12 protein-coding genes are annotated in these 16,129 nt (G+C 54.0%); 7 read left to right on the plus strand and 5 right to left on the minus strand.

The window, feature by feature from the left end:
• Positions 1-73 precede the first annotated feature (73 nt).
• Complete coding sequence (locus tag ORL50_RS27340) at positions 74-751, minus strand: heavy metal response regulator transcription factor (RefSeq protein WP_090470194.1); 678 nt, start codon at positions 749-751, stop codon at positions 74-76.
• Positions 752-1,689: 938 nt separating this feature from the next.
• Between ORL50_RS27340 and ORL50_RS27345 the strand changes: the two genes are divergently transcribed.
• On the plus strand, positions 1,690-2,097 hold the full coding sequence (locus ORL50_RS27345) for a hypothetical protein (RefSeq protein ID WP_045057963.1): 408 nt from the start codon (positions 1,690-1,692) through the stop codon (positions 2,095-2,097).
• Between the two features lie 194 nt (positions 2,098-2,291).
• On the plus strand, positions 2,292-3,992 hold the full coding sequence (locus tag ORL50_RS27350; RefSeq protein WP_045057964.1) for a phosphoethanolamine transferase: 1,701 nt from the start codon (positions 2,292-2,294) through the stop codon (positions 3,990-3,992).
• A gap of 249 nt (positions 3,993-4,241) precedes the next feature.
• Here ORL50_RS27350 and rloA3 read toward each other — a convergent pair whose 3' ends face one another.
• From rloA3 to ORL50_RS27370, 4 genes are all read right to left on the minus strand, one after another.
• On the minus strand, positions 4,242-4,757 hold the full coding sequence (gene rloA3, locus ORL50_RS27355) for a retropepsin-like aspartic peptidase RloA3 (RefSeq protein ID WP_090470184.1): 516 nt from the start codon (positions 4,755-4,757) through the stop codon (positions 4,242-4,244).
• 72 nt (positions 4,758-4,829) lie between these two features.
• Entirely contained in the window at positions 4,830-5,744 is a 915-nt protein-coding gene (locus ORL50_RS27360) for a cation diffusion facilitator family transporter (protein WP_045058199.1), read from the minus strand.
• 181 nt (positions 5,745-5,925) lie between these two features.
• The gene (locus ORL50_RS28990; protein ID WP_311770672.1) at positions 5,926-6,342 is read right to left on the minus strand and encodes a TFIIB-type zinc ribbon-containing protein; all 417 of its coding nucleotides are present in this window, start codon (positions 6,340-6,342) and stop codon (positions 5,926-5,928) included.
• Between the two features lie 30 nt (positions 6,343-6,372).
• The gene (locus tag ORL50_RS27370) at positions 6,373-8,727 is read right to left on the minus strand and encodes a heavy metal translocating P-type ATPase (RefSeq protein ID WP_045058201.1); all 2,355 of its coding nucleotides are present in this window, start codon (positions 8,725-8,727) and stop codon (positions 6,373-6,375) included.
• 361 nt (positions 8,728-9,088) lie between these two features.
• On the opposite strand from ORL50_RS27370, the gene ORL50_RS27375 reads away from it, so the two are divergent.
• The 5 genes from ORL50_RS27375 to ORL50_RS27395 all read left to right on the plus strand — a co-directional run bounded on the left by ORL50_RS27375 (position 9,089) and on the right by ORL50_RS27395 (position 15,769).
• Positions 9,089-9,430, plus strand: a complete 342-nt coding sequence (locus ORL50_RS27375; RefSeq protein WP_045058202.1) for a hypothetical protein — start codon at positions 9,089-9,091, stop codon at positions 9,428-9,430.
• Positions 9,431-9,529: 99 nt separating this feature from the next.
• Positions 9,530-10,786, plus strand: coding sequence for a TolC family protein (locus tag ORL50_RS27380; protein ID WP_090470168.1), 1,257 nt, complete (start codon positions 9,530-9,532; stop codon positions 10,784-10,786).
• Complete coding sequence (locus tag ORL50_RS27385; protein ID WP_045058204.1) at positions 10,783-12,267, plus strand: efflux RND transporter periplasmic adaptor subunit; 1,485 nt, start codon at positions 10,783-10,785, stop codon at positions 12,265-12,267. The genes ORL50_RS27380 and ORL50_RS27385 overlap by 4 nt, the downstream gene beginning before the upstream one ends.
• Positions 12,264-15,422, plus strand: coding sequence for an efflux RND transporter permease subunit (locus tag ORL50_RS27390; RefSeq protein WP_115146705.1), 3,159 nt, complete (start codon positions 12,264-12,266; stop codon positions 15,420-15,422). The genes ORL50_RS27385 and ORL50_RS27390 overlap by 4 nt, the downstream gene beginning before the upstream one ends.
• On the plus strand, positions 15,419-15,769 hold the full coding sequence (locus ORL50_RS27395; RefSeq protein WP_045058206.1) for a copper-binding protein: 351 nt from the start codon (positions 15,419-15,421) through the stop codon (positions 15,767-15,769). Before ORL50_RS27390 ends, ORL50_RS27395 begins: the two co-directional genes overlap by 4 nt.
• Positions 15,770-16,129 lie beyond the last annotated feature (360 nt).

Genomic DNA, 16,129 nt, shown 5'->3' on the forward strand with positions numbered 1-16,129 from the left:
ATTTGTGTGTTCTGTTTATAAAGTTGTTGCCGATTATTTCACATAACTTCAAAATTCGAGGGATTAAGAGGGCTCATTGATCACGCTTTTCGAGAACATATCCAACACCGCGCAAGGTATGGATTAGCTTGTTGTTGAAAGGATCATCAATCTTGGCCCGAAGCCTTCTCATCGACACTTCAACAACATTGGTGTCGCAATCAGCACTCCGCCCCCAGACAGAGGACATGATTTGCGTGCGCGACAGCGCCGTACCAGTCTGGCGCATCAAGAGGTATAGCAGGGCGAACTCCTTGGTGGTCAGCTCAATCCGCTGCTCGCCTCGGAAGGTCCGGTGTCTACCAAGATCGAGTTCCAGGTCCCCGACACACAGCACGTCGGGCAATGCCGACAATACAGCGCGACGCATCAGAGTGCGTACTCGGGCCAGCAGCTCTGGAAACTCAATTGGTTTGACCATGTAATCGTCCGCGCCTAGGTCGAAACCCTTGATTTTTTCCTCCAGACTACCTTTAACGGTAAGTATCATGATGGGCGAAATAGTGACCTTGCGAATACTTACAAGTAGGCCCCAATCGTCACGTTGCGGTAGGTTTGCGTCAAGCACTACAAGATCATAAGCCTGTTGGCAGACCAAGCGTAAGCCATCGATTCCGCTGGCGACGCAATCAACGATAAATCCGCTTTCGGTCAGCCCCTGGTGCAAATAATGGGCAGTTTTCGGCTCGTCTTCTATTATCAAAATACGCATTTTTCATAAAGTCTCGACACTAAATAATAAATCATCCTTACACACGTATAGAAAATTTTATTTACCGATAAACTTCAACATATTTGCGTTGTACGATTTTAGTCAGTAAGGAGCTATTGCGCGCTGTTGTGGCTCCGTTATGTTATCGACGTCAAACATACAAACATACAAATATACAAATATACAAATATACAAATATACAAACATACAAACATACAAACCTACACACTAAGTAGATCTTAGACTAATTGTCCGCGGCAGAGGGGGGATAACAAATTTGTAATTCTTCTGTCACCCTTCTGATAACTGTTCAGCAGTACATTGAGCCTGCAAAAAATCTATGCGTCATAGGATCCTGCGGTCGTGTCGACTTCTGATCGAATTCAGCCGGCAGAAATCGATCAGAAGTCTTTTAGACCATCAAATATTTATGAGTTAACAAAGAAACTGCGCACTTTGGGGGCGTAAATCTCGTTATGCCATCTCGCATTAGAAAAATGTTGTGGGCGGCTGGCCCACCGTCTCGTGTTTCGTCGTTGATGACGGCGTTGCTTCGGGCAACCCACGCCGAGGCTGTGACCAAACCTCAAATAGCATTGACCAATAACCCAAGCCTCGCAGATGCACAGTGGGAAATCCAAACTGCCCAAGCCGGGCAGCAACAGACTGATTTGATCCCCAATCCAGTACTAATAATAGATGCCCAAGCCTTCCGCGAAAATTCGAACACTACCAACGTTAAGCTCCGCCGGACACCGAAAAGGTGCCGCAAAAGTCACGCATGGATTGAGGTCGCATCTAAGAGTAAAGGCATAGTGGCGCTGGAGTCTAAACACTGCCGTAATGACTTGCGCCCCGATGATCGAAGTTTTTTACGGCGTCATGCTTGCACAGCAAGGTCTGATTTCAGCTCAGAGTTCGCACTGTCTGGCGGAACGATGACCAGCATCCGGAAGCGGTTGAACCTGGTGGGCGCTTCAACGCCGATTTTGTTTTTCGGCCGCAAACTAAAAAGCATTTCGTCGGAGGCTAGCCGCACCTATCAGTCTCGTGATATGCACAACGTCGCCGAACCGCGCCTGCGGTACGAAATCCATCTTGCTGTAGACAAGCGCTCGATGGCCCACAGAGAAAAGAAGTTCTTCAGTCAAGTGATCCTTCCCGCCGCACGAAGCGCCAAGGACTCCAACACTAATTTCTTTGAAATATCCAACCGCAAGTTTACGGGTGTTCTGGGCCCTCCGCGCACCCGTATCCAATACCTCGCTTCAGCACAACTACTGGCGTTCAAGGACGAATCGAGCGGATCTACAGCCACGTCACTTACTTGGGGTGCTACCTCATGAAAAAGATTTTCATCAGCGTGGGGTGTCTGGCGGTTTGGCTAGTCGCAGATCGCCAACTAGCTGACGAGAACGTTCAGGGTCACTGGTGCATCCACGAGTTGCACCGCGCTATTGGCGATTTTTTCTTACCTAAAATGTAGTGACACTCCAGTGGCAGTTCGCGCCTGGATACGTCGAGATTTTCCGGAGTACCCATGAATAACAAAGTACCAATTCGCAGTTGGGAAATCACACTCGGCAGCAATCAGTTAATTCTTGCAGTTTCGACTTGGCTTCTATTGTTTAGTAACTGGCCATTTTGGCGTGCTGTCTGGCAAGGCGTGGGAGGCCTACAAGACGGAAACACCATATTCGTGCTTAGCCTGCCTTGGTTCGTGTTGATTTGGCTCTACGTATTACTCAGCGTGATGGCTTGGGGACGATTGATAAAACCTGTGCTAGCTATCGTGTTGCTGGTTGCGGCAGCAACGAGTTACTTTATGAATAGCTATGGCATAGTAATTGATTACAGCATGCTAACGAATGTGATGCAGACGGACAGCTCCGAAGCCACGGAGCTGTTGAACTCGGATCTACTGCTGTGGATGCTGGGCTTTGGTGTTATGCCGGTGCTGGTTATCACTCGAGTCCGTTTGATTCAAAGATCGTGGTCCCGCGCACTTGCTCATCGATTCATGGGGGTGGCGGTAGCGCTCACCTGCTTGGCGATCGTCGTATTTACGCTTTATCAATCCTATGCATCGCTGATGCGTAATCATCGCGAACTCAGGTTGATGTTGGTTCCGTCGAATGTGGTTTCGGCAATTCATGGGTACACGCGTCGCCAGCTAGCAGTTCCCGCCGAATTAAAAACCATTGGTGCTGATGCCCGCCGTGAAGAAGCTACTGCTGGTGTACGCAAACCACGGCTAACGGTACTGATGGTGGGTGAAACCGCCAGGTCCGCGAATTTCTCCCTCAATGGCTATTCCCGGGATACCAATCCGGAATTGGCCAGTCGTGGTGTCTTAAGTTTTACCAATGTCAGCTCATGTGGAACAGCTACGGCCGTTTCCTTACCCTGCATGTTTCTGGATGTGGGTAAAGAAGGCTACAAAGACGGTATGGCGTTGCGCAGAGAAGGACTATTAGACGTGTTGCAGCGGGCCGGCGTATCGGTCCTGTGGAGAGACAATAATTCGGGTTGCAAAGGCATTTGCGACCGAGTACCAAATGAAAAATTGAACAATCAGAAATCGACGGGATTATGTAGAGCTGACGAGTGTTACGACGAAGTCTTATTGCAAGATTTACAAGCCTACTTGGATCAACAGCAGCGGGATTCAATCGTGGTGCTACACATGAAAGGCAGTCACGGCCCATCCTATTCCAAGCGCTATCCACCGGCGTTCGAACGATTCGGTCCCGTTTGCGATAATAATCAACTTGAACGTTGTACGCGCGAAAGCATTGTCAGTGCCTATGATAACAGCCTCGGTTATACGGACTATGTACTTGGGCAAACGATCGACCTGCTAAAGCGTAACGCTGAGCGTTTTGATACGGCGATGCTTTATGTCTCTGATCACGGTGAGTCCCTCGGCGAGAATGGGCTTTACTTGCACGGACTTCCTTATGCCATGGCTCCCAGCGAGCAGACTAGTATCCCCATGGTAATCTGGATCTCCAAAAACATGCAGTCGCGTCAAACCCTCGACTCCCAATGTTTGAAGGATCAGCGAGACGTATCACTGTCCCATGACAACTTATTCCATTCTATATTGGGGTTGATGGGTATTCAAACTACAGCATATCGCCCAGAGCTTGATCTGTTCAGTACCTGCCAGTCCAAAGCGTCAACACCGTTAAAGCTCGCGCAGACATTTGAGCGTCAATCAATGAAAACACCGAAATAAGTGGAGCTGCGAGAAAGATCTAAAATGACCCTATAGTATGAGCATACTTTGATTAGAAGCCATGCAACTAAATACTAATCGTTGCATGGCGCCACTTCTAACTCTTCCTAAAAATCGGCATCCGGGTGAGCTTTTTTTAAGACTATTTAGTCAGCCACATCAAGCATCAAAAAAGCTGCAAAATTCTGCCGAGCTATTTTCTCAATACATTCACCCTGCACGTATAGATAAAATGTATAATTCAGGTGTTTAATTACAGTTTGGTTCGTTAGTGAATGTGCGTGAAACATCGACCGCGCCCAAGACCCCCAAAGTTTTGCGACCAATCAACACGGGGTAGTTCATGTCGCCTCGATCCTTCAGTGAAAACTCTTCCTTATAAATTTTATCACCTATGCACATCGTCATCATGACTACTGGACGATGTTCAGCGCCACCGGCGCCTCGAACCTTTACATTTCTTTCGACGCGTCGCTCGAAGAGTGCGTTACTCACCTTCTTAGTTTTTGTGTCTTTTACTTTAACGTTGAAACGAACCCATTCCTCTCCATTTTTACGGAATCGTTCTAAGTCTTTCGCATCCATCGAGGATGTAAGAGCCCCTGTATCTAACTTTACTTTCACAGCAATATTTTCTGGTAAAAGTATTCCTTCCTCAATCCACCCGTATACCCTTTCTGGATTAGCAGGTGTTGAAAAAGCTGGCTGCGCAACAAAAGCCAAAAACAAAGCCAGCCCAGAATAACTTAAAATATTTCTGACCATTTTAATCGACCCTTTTGATCTGTATCACGACGTATAAACGTTCATCCAGCTTAAATAAATACCACGACTCAGTTAGTGGACCATACCCTCATGATCGTCAGCCAGTTGATCGTGAAAATCAGATCCTTCCATTTGGACGGTAGTATGGCTGATGTGGAACTTATCACTCATAAGGCTGGTTACTTCAGCCAAGATAGCTTGCTCGCTGCGGGAAGCCGAGTCAGCGACAAGATGGACGCTCATAACACTTTTACCACTGGTCAAAGCCCAGATATGCAAATCGTGGATATTCTTGACCCCCTCAATGCCATAAAGCGTTGCCTCTACCTTCTCAATATCGATGCCCTCTGGAACCCCTTGCAGCAATATGTTCATGCTTTCCTTGAGCAATGACCAAGTCCTGGGCAGCACCCAGAACCCGATGCCAGCCGCGACAAGTGAATCAACCCAAGTCCAGCCGGTGAAACGGATCAAAAGAGCTGCGATGATGACGCCAATAGACCCCACCATATCGCTCCAGACCTCTAAATAAGCGCCCTTCACATTGAGGCTTTCCCCACTGGCAGCACTCAGTAGGCGCATTGAAACAAGGTTGACGATGAGCCCGAACACCGCAATGACCAACATGCCAGTCGACTGGATTTCCGCCGGGACTTTAAGTCGCAGATACGCTTCATAAACGATGTACATAGCGACTAAAAACAGCAAGACCGCATTGAAGGTGGCTGCAAGTATTTCAAATCGTGCGTACCCGAAGGTCCGCTTCCTATCCGCAGAGCGTTTGGCTATATGAATAGCGACCAAGGATATCGCCAAAGCCGCAACGTCCGTCAGCATGTGGGCCGCGTCGGATAATAAGGCCAGGCTGCCGGTGACAAAAGCTCCAATGACCTCCGCGACCATAAAGCTTGTCGTCAGGGTGAGTGCGATCCACAGCAACTTTTCGTGACCGGCGCGTACTTGGCCGTGACTGTGTCCTGAACTCATAACCTTTTCCTCAAACGCCGCTCGCTGAAACTCCAACCACCCAGGTAGCACCCTTGCTACGAGTCGATTGCAGGATATAAAGACCAGCTAATACCCAAAACCGTTCCATCTCATGAAACACCCTATTTCAGAATTGGTGCTGGTTCGAGGTATATCCCGATCAAAGCGCGAAATCGCAGCCTTAATCGAACATCTCCTGCAAAAATGATTTTTTGCGGTACGACTGTTGCCCCTGATGCCCACTCTGGTTTTGATGTCCACCATGACTTTGATGGCCGCTCTGGTGGCCACCTTCTCTCCAACCGCCACCGTGACTTCCTCGCTGATCTCCATGAGCTTGGCTATCTCCATGCTGGCTGTAACCGGGTTGTACTGCTGGAGGAGCATTCTGTACGGGTGGAATTGGGTTCTGTGGAAGAAACCTAACGGCCTCCTGTTGTTGGCTGCGCTCGATGATCTTGTCGAGTTCACCTCGGTCGAGCCAAACGCCACGGCATTGAGGGCAATAATCAATTTCGATGCTTTGGCGCTCAGTCATTACGAGGGCAGTATCTTTGCAGATCGGACATTGCATGATTTGATTTCCTTGTGTGGGCATGTAATTGAACACGAAGTCGCAGCTTTCGTATCACCGACGCAGTAGCCGCAGTCCGTTGAATACGACCAGCAGGCTCGCTCCCATATCGGCGAAAACAGCCATCCACAACGTAGCGTGGCCGGACAATGCAAGCGCCAAAAATACAACTTTGATACCCAAGGCCAGTCCGATGTTTTGCTTCAAAACAGAGGCACATCGACGACTCAGGCTAATAAAATCAGCAATCTTGCGTGGGTCGTCATCCATGATGGCGACATCAGCCGTTTCAAGGGCTGTGGCAGTCCCTGCGGCCCCCATCGCAAATCCAATGTCGGCTTGCGCCAATGCTGGAGCATCGTTCACACCATCGCCCACCATGCCAACAGTACCAAAGCGGCGTTTGAGTTCAGCGACGGCGGCTTGTTTATCCTCCGGCATGAGGTTTCCGCGTGCATCCTGTATGCCGAGCTGAGCGGCGATGGACTTGGCGGTTGCAGGGTTGTCACCCGTGAGCATCACCGGTACGACATTCAACGCTTTCAGAGCAGTTACGGCAGCAAAGCTTTCAGGCCTTACGGTGTCAGCCACAGCAAAAATCGCTACTGGACCGCTGGCCGCGCAGAGCACGATTACAGTTTTTCCTGCGTTTTCCAGTAGCGACAATCGGGCCTCAAGGGCCGGCGAGCATACGCCCAACTCTTCAACCAAGCGGTGGTTACCCAGGTGCCACGATTGACCGTCGATATTGCCTTTGACGCCACGACCGTTGAGTACGCCGAAGTCCTCAACCGGCAGAGTCGCCGCATCCGGTTGCTGTAATTTCCATCCGCTGACCAAGGCCTTCGCCACTGGGTGTGTACTGTGTTCGTCGAGGCTAGCTGCGATCTGCAAAGCCATCTCGATGGGCAGATCACCAAACGGCTCGTTATCGGTCAGTACCGGCTTGCCTTGGGTCAAGGTGCCGGTCTTGTCGAGCGCCACAACCTTAAGTAGTCGGCCGCTTTCAAGGTATGCACCGCCTTTAATCAAAATGCCATGCTTGGCAGCCGCGGCTAGCCCACTGACGACGGTAATTGGCGTTGAAACCACCAAGGCACATGGGCAGGCGATCACTAACAGGACCAGGGCCTGATAAAGCCAATCGCCCCAGGTTCCACCGATCAGTACAGGGCCCAAGACAGCGACCAAGAGGGCAAGAACCACTACAGCCGGGGTGTAATAACGTGCAAACTCATCTACAAATCGCTGAGTAGGGGCTCGTTGAGACTGCGCGTCTTGTATGGCTGCCGCGATACGAGCAAGAGTACTTTCTCCTGCTACGGCCGTCACAGTCGCTTCAACCACGCCGTCGGTAACGATACTGCCAGCGTAAAGTGGGTCCCCGACCTGCTTATCAACAGGTAGGCTTTCGCCGGTAATTGGAGCTTGGTCCAGTGCGGCGCGACCTGAGTCTATGCGGGCATCCAAGGGTACTCGCGAACCCGTGCGAACCCGAATACGACTACCAAGTAATACACTCGCCACCGGATGGTCTTTCCAGCCGCCATCAGTCATGACTTCAGCGGTTTCTGGCGCCAACGCGGTCAGCGACTTGATCGCGTTCCGCGCGCGCTCCAGAGAAAGTGCTTCGATAGCCTCAGCAACGGCGAAAAGGAAAACCACCATCGCGGCTTCGGGCCATTTACCGATGATGAGAGCACCAACGACAGCCAACGACATCAGAAAATAGATGTTCAGAGTGAGGTTCTTAACTGCAATCCAACCCTTTTTGAGGGTGGGCAAACCAGCGCTCAGAATGGAAAGAGCCGCAAGCACCATAACCGGCCAAGAACCTTCTTGTCCGGTTGTCCACGCGATGACTTCAGCGGCGATAGCAGCCAGGCCACTGATGGCCAGCAATCCTTTTAGTTTTGCGCTCAGGGCCGGGGGAACCGCCGATGGCGCGGCACCGGCTTCGATCAGGCTCGGCCCCATGTCCAACGCGACTAATGCGGTGACGATTGGCTGCGGATCATCCAAGCGGTGATGCACGGTCAACTCACGATTCAGGAGGTTGAAGTCGAGCCGAACAATTCCGGCCATCGGCTCCAGTCGGTTGCGGATCAAGCGCTCCTCTGTAGGGCAATCCATTTTATCGATGCGGTAGCGAACTCTACTGGTCCCTTTCGGGGCAGGGCTACTCTTAGTAATCGCAACACCATCAGTAGCTTGCGTGCCATGAGCACAGCACGCATCGGCATGATCGTGAGCATGCTCATGCTCATGCTCATGGTCGTGACCATGTTCTTTGTGATGCTTGGGTTCAGCAGCATTAACAGACCCATGTTGATGGTCAGATCCGCAACACTCTTCTTTCTTCTGTACGTGAAGACGGAGGACCGGCTTGAGCTTGTTTTCCTGGTTCATGGTGCTTCTACCGCTTGGGATAATTTCACCATTCAACAGCCTGTACCTACTACAGGGTCAAGCGCCCAATGAAGTTATTTGAAGCTGCTTTCGTGTGCGGATAGCTTGGTCCTCCATGGACATCACCTAATCCTCGGAAGGCAGAAGAGGGTTCAAAAACTTGATTTGAGGTCTCCTATTCGCCTATTTTTGGCTGCAATCTGTCCACAAACTCAGGTAAAAGATGAGATGTGGCCAGATAAAAATTGACTCAGATTTATAAACCAGCTCCGGTGTTATCACCTGACTTAGGCCTCTCGGCAGGCCGTTTATGCCCTGCATCCAATTGTAAGGGCCATTTGCACCGTCTACACTCCAGTCCATGAAACGCTATCTGCGGTTTTGCATCGTCTTCATGATTAGCTTGGCGCTTCCCCTCAGCGGGATGGCGGGCGTTCAGGCACCGACAGAACCATGCCCAATGAAGACGATGGGCATGGCGATAATGGACGACATGGGGATGGACTGCTGCAACGATATGAAAAGCCCTTCCGAGCACGGCAAACCTTGTAAGCCGGGCCAGGAATGCAAGACAGGCGGCATGCTGCAAGTCTCGATCCTCAAGCCTCCTGTAACCGTATTCAGCCCCGTAGTGCTTTACTTCTTCAGCGATTCCCTACCCGTACAGACCCCGTCCGGGGTATGGCGACCGCCTCGCGTTTGATTCCTGTCCCACATTGAGCCTCATTCCGCGTTAGCGGGATGGACTAGCTGCGCGCATGTCTTTTGACGCGTGCAGTGGATGATCACAGGAATCGTAAACATGAACTCCAAGTGCTATTGCACAGGCTGGTCCCTCGTGGCCGGTCTGGCGGCAAGCGTACTGGCATTGCCGAGCTTCGCTGCCGCATTGACACTCGATGAAGCGTTGCGGCTGGCCGAAAACAATGCACCGTCGCTGACCGCACAAGACGCCAAAATTCAAGCTGCCAGCAGCGCGGCTATTCCAGCCGGTGAACTACCTGACCCCAGGCTACTGTTGGGTGTGCAGAACTACCCCATTGGCGGTCCGGATCGCTGGAGCATCGATCAGGACTTCATGACCATGCAAGTGGTCGGGGTCAGGCAAGAAATGCCCAACAGCGACAAGCGCAAAGCGCGCATAGAAGTGGCCGATGCGGCCATTGATCGCGCCGCTGCGGAGCGTCGAGTCGAACGTCTGAAAGTACGCCAGTCCACGGCGTTGGCCTGGATCAATAGCTACTCGGTTGAGCGCAAAGATGCGCTGTTCCAGGACTTCTACAAAGAAAACCGCCTGTTGACCGATACCGTCAGGGCCCAGATTGCCGGTGGCCGCGCTCAACCCGCCGATGCGGTGACGCCTAAGCAAGAAGCGGCTCAACTGGCGGAGCAACAGGACGATCTGATTCTCCAGAGAGCGCAGGCCCGAGCAGCCCTCAAACGCTGGATTGGCTCCGCCGCCAACGACAAGCCTGTGGGCAGCTTGCCGCATTGGCCCGTCGATACCTCCGGCTACGCCCATAAACTGCAACACCACCCCGAGTTGGCAGCGTTTGCGCCGATGACCCGCGAAGCGCAAGCCAAGGTTCGTGAAGCCGTGTCGGAGAAGCAGTCGGACTGGAGCTGGGAGCTGGATTATCAGCGTCGCGGCCGTGAGTTTGGCGATATGGTCAGCGTGCAATTTTCCTGGGAGCTGCCGCTGTTTCCTGACTCGCGCCAAAACCCCAAAATCGCAGCCAAACAGGCTGAACTCAGTCAGCTTGAGGCCGAGCGCGAAGCTCTGTCACGCGAGCACACTCAGCAACTAGAGAGCGAACTGGCCGACTATGAGCGCCTGAATCGTGCCGTGCGCCGAAACCAGGAAAGCCTGTTGCCGCTGGCCAAGGAAAAGGTCGAACTCAGCATGGCCAGTTATCGCTCGGGCAAAGGCGATTTAAACGCCGTTGTTGCTGCCCGACGTGAACTCATCGAGGCCCGCCTCAAACAGATCGACGTGGAAGAGCAGCGAGCGCTGACCAGTGCGCGGTTGTATTTTGCTTATGGGGAGTCCAGCCAATGAGCCTTAAAAAAGGGAACGGGGCATTGCTGGTTGGCATCTCGCTGGCCTTAGGTGTTGCCGGTGGTTACTGGTTGGCGCATCAGCGTATGAGTGGACTACCAAATACCACACAAGAGCAGAGCCTCAATTCACCGGGCGAACGCAAAGCACTTTATTGGTACGACCCCATGTACCCGCAACAAAAGTTCGATAAGCCGGGTAAGTCTCCCTTCATGGACATGCAACTGGTCCCGCAGTACACCAGCAGCGCAGGGGACCGAGCGACCGTCAGTATCGATCCAAGTCTGACCCAAAATCTCGGCCTGCGTTTTGCGACAGTCAGCCGTGCGATCTTTGATTCCAGCCTCGACGTGACAGGTGTGTTGGGATTCAACGAACGTGATGTCGCTGTGATTCAGGCGCGCACCCCTGGCTTTGTGGAGCGGGTCTATGCCCATGCTCCCGGCGATGTACTCAAAGCCAACGCGGCGCTGGCGGATGTTCTGGTGCCTGAGTGGGCCGCTGCCCAGACAGAGTTCCTTGCCCTGAAACGCAACGGGGATGCTGCCCTGTTGGATGCGGCCCGACAACGACTGCGGCTCACAGGGATGCCGGCAGCACTGATTACCGATGTAGAGCGTGGCGGTAAGGTTCAGCCCTACCTGACGCTGACCAGCCCCATTGCCGGTGTACTGCAAGAATTGAACGTACGTGCGGGAATGACCGTGGCGACTGGCGATACTCTGGCACGCGTCAATGGCTTGAGCAGTGTCTGGCTAGCCGTGGCCGTTCCAGAATCGGATGCCGGATCAATCACCGTGGGGCAGGCGGTCGAAGCGCGCCTGCCAGCTTTCCCAGGGACAATACTCAACGGCAGGGTCAGCGCGATTTTGCCCGAGACCAATCCGGACAGCCGCACTCTTCGCGTACGTGTCGAGTTACCCAATCCGGACGGACGCCTCAGACCGGGTTTGACAGCGCAGGTACACCTGAATCGTTCGACCGAGCAAAGTGTGTTGTGGGTGCCGAGCGAAGCGGTGATTCGCACGGGCCGACGTGCCTTGGTGATGCTCGCCGCAGACGCCGGCCGCTACCGTCCCGTGGCGGTGCAACTCGGGCAGGAAAGCGATGGCAAGACGGCGATATTGAAAGGTCTGGAAGAAGGCCAGAAAGTGGTTACCTCTGGCCAGTTCCTGCTCGACTCGGAGGCCAGTCTTAAGGGCATCGTTGCAAGCTCGGAGGAAGAGTCACCACCCAGCGCAGCAGCCTCCAGCTTTCATGAAGCGGATGGGCAGATCGTTGAGATCAACGACAAAGAAGTCACGCTCGCCCATGGTCCTTTCAAAACGCTGGGTATGCCTGGCATGACGATGACGTTCCCACTCGCCAACCCGGCGCTGATGCAGGGCTTCAAAACGGGTGACAAGGTTCGGGTTGCGGTGAGTCAGACCGACGATGGCCTGCGTGTTGAGCGCCTGGAAAAATCGGGGAGCCAGCCATGATCGCTGCCCTGATTCGTTGGTCAGTGGCCAACCGATTCCTGGTGCTACTGGCGACGCTGTTTGTCACGGCGTGGGGCATTTGGTCGGTGCAGAGCACGCCCATCGATGCACTGCCAGATCTCTCGGATGTTCAGGTGATCATCCGCACCCCTTTTCCGGGACAAGCGCCGCAGATTGTCGAGAACCAGGTGACCTATCCGTTGGCCACCACCATGCTCTCGGTGCCGGGTGCCAAGACGGTGCGTGGCTATTCCTTCTTCGGTGACAGCTTCGTTTACGTGCTGTTCGAAGACGGCACTGACTTGTACTGGGCGCGCTCGCGGGTGTTGGAGTATCTGAGCCAAATACAAAGTCGGTTGCCGGCCAGCGCCAAGCCGGCGTTGGGACCGGATGCGACGGGGGTGGGCTGGATCTATCAGTACGCACTGGTGGATCGCAGTGGAGGACACGATCTGGCGCAGCTACGCGCACTTCAGGACTGGTTCCTCAAGTTCGAACTCAAGACCCTGCCCAACGTTGCAGAAGTAGCCACCGTGGGTGGCATGGTCAAGCAGTACCAGGTCCAGCTTGATCCGCTCAAACTGGCCAGCCTCGGTATTACTCAGGCTGAGGTGACCGAAGCCATCGGCAAGGCCAACCAGGAAACCGGTGGCGCGGTGCTGGAGATGGCAGAGACCGAGTTCATCGTGCGTGCTTCCGGCTACCTGAAGACGCTCAATGACTTTCGGGCGATCCCGCTCAAGCTGGCTTCGGGAGGAGTGCCAGTAACCCTTGGCGATGTCGCCACGATCCAGTTGGGACCGGAAATGCGGCGTGGCATTACTGAACTCGACGGCGAAGGCGAGACCGTCGGCGGCGTGGTGATTTTGCGCAGCGGCAAGAATGCTCGCGAGACCATTGCCGCGGTCAAGACCAAACTCGACGAACTGAAAAGCAGTCTGCCGGCCGGGGTGGATATCGTCACCACCTACGACCGCAGTAAGCTGATCGACCGCGCCGTGGAAAACCTCAGCCACAAGCTCATCGAAGAGTTCATCGTTGTCGCGTTGGTGTGTGGGATCTTCCTCTGGCACCTGCGCTCATCTCTGGTGGCGATCATTTCGCTGCCGGTGGGGGTGCTGATTGCCTTCATCGTCATGCGCTACCAGGGCATCAACGCCAACATCATGTCCTTGGGCGGGATAGCCATCGCCATCGGCGCCATGGTCGATGCCGCCGTGGTGATGATCGAGAACGCCCACAAGAAGATCGAGGCATGGCACGCGGCCAATCCGGGGGAAGAACTGAAGGGTGAACGTCATTGGCATGTAATGACCGAAGCGGCGGCAGAGGTAGGCCCGGCGCTGTTCTTCTGTTTGTTGATCATCACTCTGTCTTTCATTCCGGTGTTCACCCTGGAAGCTCAGGAAGGACGGCTGTTCGGTCCTTTGGCTTTCACCAAGACCTACGCCATGGCCGCAGCGGCGGGATTGTCAGTGACCTTGGTGCCGGTGCTGATGGGCTACTGGATTCGTGGACGAATTCCCAGTGAACATCAGAACCCGTTGAACCGGTGGTTGATTCGGATCTATCAGCCAGCCCTGGACGCAGTCTTGCGTCGACCAAAGATCACGCTGCTGGTGGCACTATTGGTTTTTGTCAGTGCGCTATGGCCAATGTCTCGCTTGGGTGGCGAGTTTCTCCCCCCGTTGGACGAGGGCGACCTGCTCTATATGCCTTCAGCTCTGCCGGGATTGTCAGCGCAGAAAGCGGCACAACTGCTGCAACAGACTGACCGTCTGATCAAGACCGTGCCTGAAGTCGAACACGTCTTCGGTAAGGCGGGGCGCGCTGAAACCGCCACCGACCCCGCACCGCTGGAGATGTTCGAAACCACGATCCAGTTCAAGCCGCACGAGCAATGGCGTCCAGGCATGACCCAGGAAAAGTTGGTGGAAGAACTGGATCGAGTGGTACGAGTCCCTGGGCTGACGAATATCTGGATACCACCGATTCGTAACCGTATCGACATGCTGGCTACGGGGATCAAGAGTCCCATCGGAGTGAAAGTTGCCGGCACCAACCTGACGGAGATCGATGCCGCGACTCAGGCGGTTGAGCGAGTGGCCAAGGACGTGCCCGGCGTCAGTTCGGCTCTGGCCGAGCGTCTGACCGGTGGTCGCTATATCGATGTGGATATCGACCGCAAAGCCGCCGCCCGCTACGGACTGAATATCGCCGATGTGCAGTCCATCGTGGCCGGCGCTATCGGCGGTGAAAACGTCGGCGAGACCATTGAAGGGCTCGCACGCTTCCCGATCAACGTGCGCTATCCACGGGAGTGGCGTGACTCGCTCGGCGCCCTGGAGCAATTGCCGATCTATACCCCGCTAGGTAGCCAGATCACCCTCGGCACAGTGGCGAAGGTCAAAGTCACGGACGGTCCACCGATGCTCAAGAGCGAGAACGCACGACCTTCGGGCTGGGTGTACGTCGATGTGCGGGGGAGGGACATTGCGTCGGTGGTCGCTGATCTACGACGGGTCGTCAATGAGCAGGTCAAGTTGCAGCCCGGCATGAGCCTGAGCTACTCAGGGCAGTTCGAGTTTCTCGAAAGGGCCAACGCACGACTCAAACTGGTGGTGCCTGCCACGCTGTTGATCATCTTCGTGCTGCTCTACCTGACTTTTGCCCGCTTCGATGAGGCCTTGCTGATCATGGCCACTCTGCCATTCGCTCTCACGGGCGGGGCATGGTTCCTCTATCTGTTGGGGTTCAACCTGTCAGTCGCCACCGGGGTCGGCTTTATCGCCTTGGCCGGTGTTTCCGCCGAGTTTGGCGTGATCATGTTGCTCTACCTGAAGAACGCCTGGGCCGAACGTGAAGACCTCGGCGACAGCACTGAGCTCGGTCTGGTTGCGGCGATTCGTGAAGGCGCCGTGCAGCGTGTTCGACCCAAGGCCATGACCGTGGCCGTCATCATTGCCGGCTTGTTACCCATCTTGCTGGGCAGCGGGACCGGCAGCGAGGTGATGAGCCGCATTGCTGCGCCCATGGTAGGCGGCATGGTCACGGCACCCTTGCTTTCCCTGTTTGTCATTCCGGCAGCCTATCGCCTGATGCGTCGCCGGCACCTCTCCGTTGAAACCGTCAAACCTGAAGGAAGTGTCGTATGAAACTGACCCTGATTGCAGTTGCCAGCACCGTAGTAGCGTTGTCTTTTTCTGCCCTGGCAGAGGACATGCCGGGTATGAAGATGGACGGTATGGAGAGCAAGCAGATGACTGAGGAAACAAAGCAGGCTCCAGTCGCGAATGCCGATGGAACGATCAAGGCTATCGATACTGTGAAGCATACGGTGACTATCTCTCACGGCGCTGTGCCTGCCGTGCGATGGCCGCCGATGACCATGGTCTTTTCCGTAACGCAAGATAAGTTGACAGGGCTGACGGCCGGAGACCGTGTATCTTTTTCCTTCCTGATAGAGGGTGGTAGAGCTACGATTGTGTCCATTCAAAAGTGAAACAGCGGTGGTGAAAGTGGCCGGCGCGCTTGTCGAGCCGACCATTATCACTAAATCTGCAGGTCAGAAAAATGTACGCCTCGTTTTGAGTCGCGAGCAGTCGAGATGCGACGAAGTTGAGGCCGGTCTCTGTTGGGCTTCTTTTCCTTCCCTTTGGCGAATATCTTTCTGACCAGACCAATGGCTGCCGTTGACCCATTTCCGTCCGATGTGGTGCTCGAACGTGAAACAGCGGGCGTGTAGTCGAGCTTTTAGCTGACATCTTTGCCGATGCGCCGGAGAGTGCAGCCGCTCGTCGCAATAACCGGCAGGAATGGCCTCTATGCACGGTTATCCAGTGACTGGATCTGCTCTGCGCGC

This window comes from Pseudomonas sp. RIT-562 (genome assembly GCF_026241895.1).
Taxonomy (GTDB): Bacteria; Pseudomonadota; Gammaproteobacteria; order Pseudomonadales; family Pseudomonadaceae; genus Aquipseudomonas; species Aquipseudomonas mandelii_F.

Bases quoted from the DNA above. Each gene is read 5' to 3' on its own strand.
- ORL50_RS27380 (WP_090470168.1), top strand. From the start codon at position 9,530: ATGAACTCCAAGTGCTATTGCACAGGCTGGTCCCTCGTGGCCGGTCTG.
- ORL50_RS27370 (WP_045058201.1), bottom strand. From the start codon at position 8,727: ATGAACCAGGAAAACAAGCTCAAGCCGGTCCTCCGTCTTCACGTACAG.
- ORL50_RS27395 (WP_045058206.1), top strand. From the start codon at position 15,419: ATGAAACTGACCCTGATTGCAGTTGCCAGCACCGTAGTAGCGTTGTCT.
- ORL50_RS27345 (WP_045057963.1), top strand. From the start codon at position 1,690: ATGACCAGCATCCGGAAGCGGTTGAACCTGGTGGGCGCTTCAACGCCG.
- ORL50_RS27385 (WP_045058204.1), top strand. From the start codon at position 10,783: ATGAGCCTTAAAAAAGGGAACGGGGCATTGCTGGTTGGCATCTCGCTG.
- ORL50_RS27390 (WP_115146705.1), top strand. From the start codon at position 12,264: ATGATCGCTGCCCTGATTCGTTGGTCAGTGGCCAACCGATTCCTGGTG.
- ORL50_RS27340 (WP_090470194.1), bottom strand. From the start codon at position 751: ATGCGTATTTTGATAATAGAAGACGAGCCGAAAACTGCCCATTATTTG.
- rloA3 (WP_090470184.1), bottom strand. From the start codon at position 4,757: ATGGTCAGAAATATTTTAAGTTATTCTGGGCTGGCTTTGTTTTTGGCT.
- ORL50_RS27375 (WP_045058202.1), top strand. From the start codon at position 9,089: ATGAAACGCTATCTGCGGTTTTGCATCGTCTTCATGATTAGCTTGGCG.
- ORL50_RS28990 (WP_311770672.1), bottom strand. From the start codon at position 6,342: ATGCCCACACAAGGAAATCAAATCATGCAATGTCCGATCTGCAAAGAT.
- ORL50_RS27350 (WP_045057964.1), top strand. From the start codon at position 2,292: ATGAATAACAAAGTACCAATTCGCAGTTGGGAAATCACACTCGGCAGC.
- ORL50_RS27360 (WP_045058199.1), bottom strand. From the start codon at position 5,744: ATGAGTTCAGGACACAGTCACGGCCAAGTACGCGCCGGTCACGAAAAG.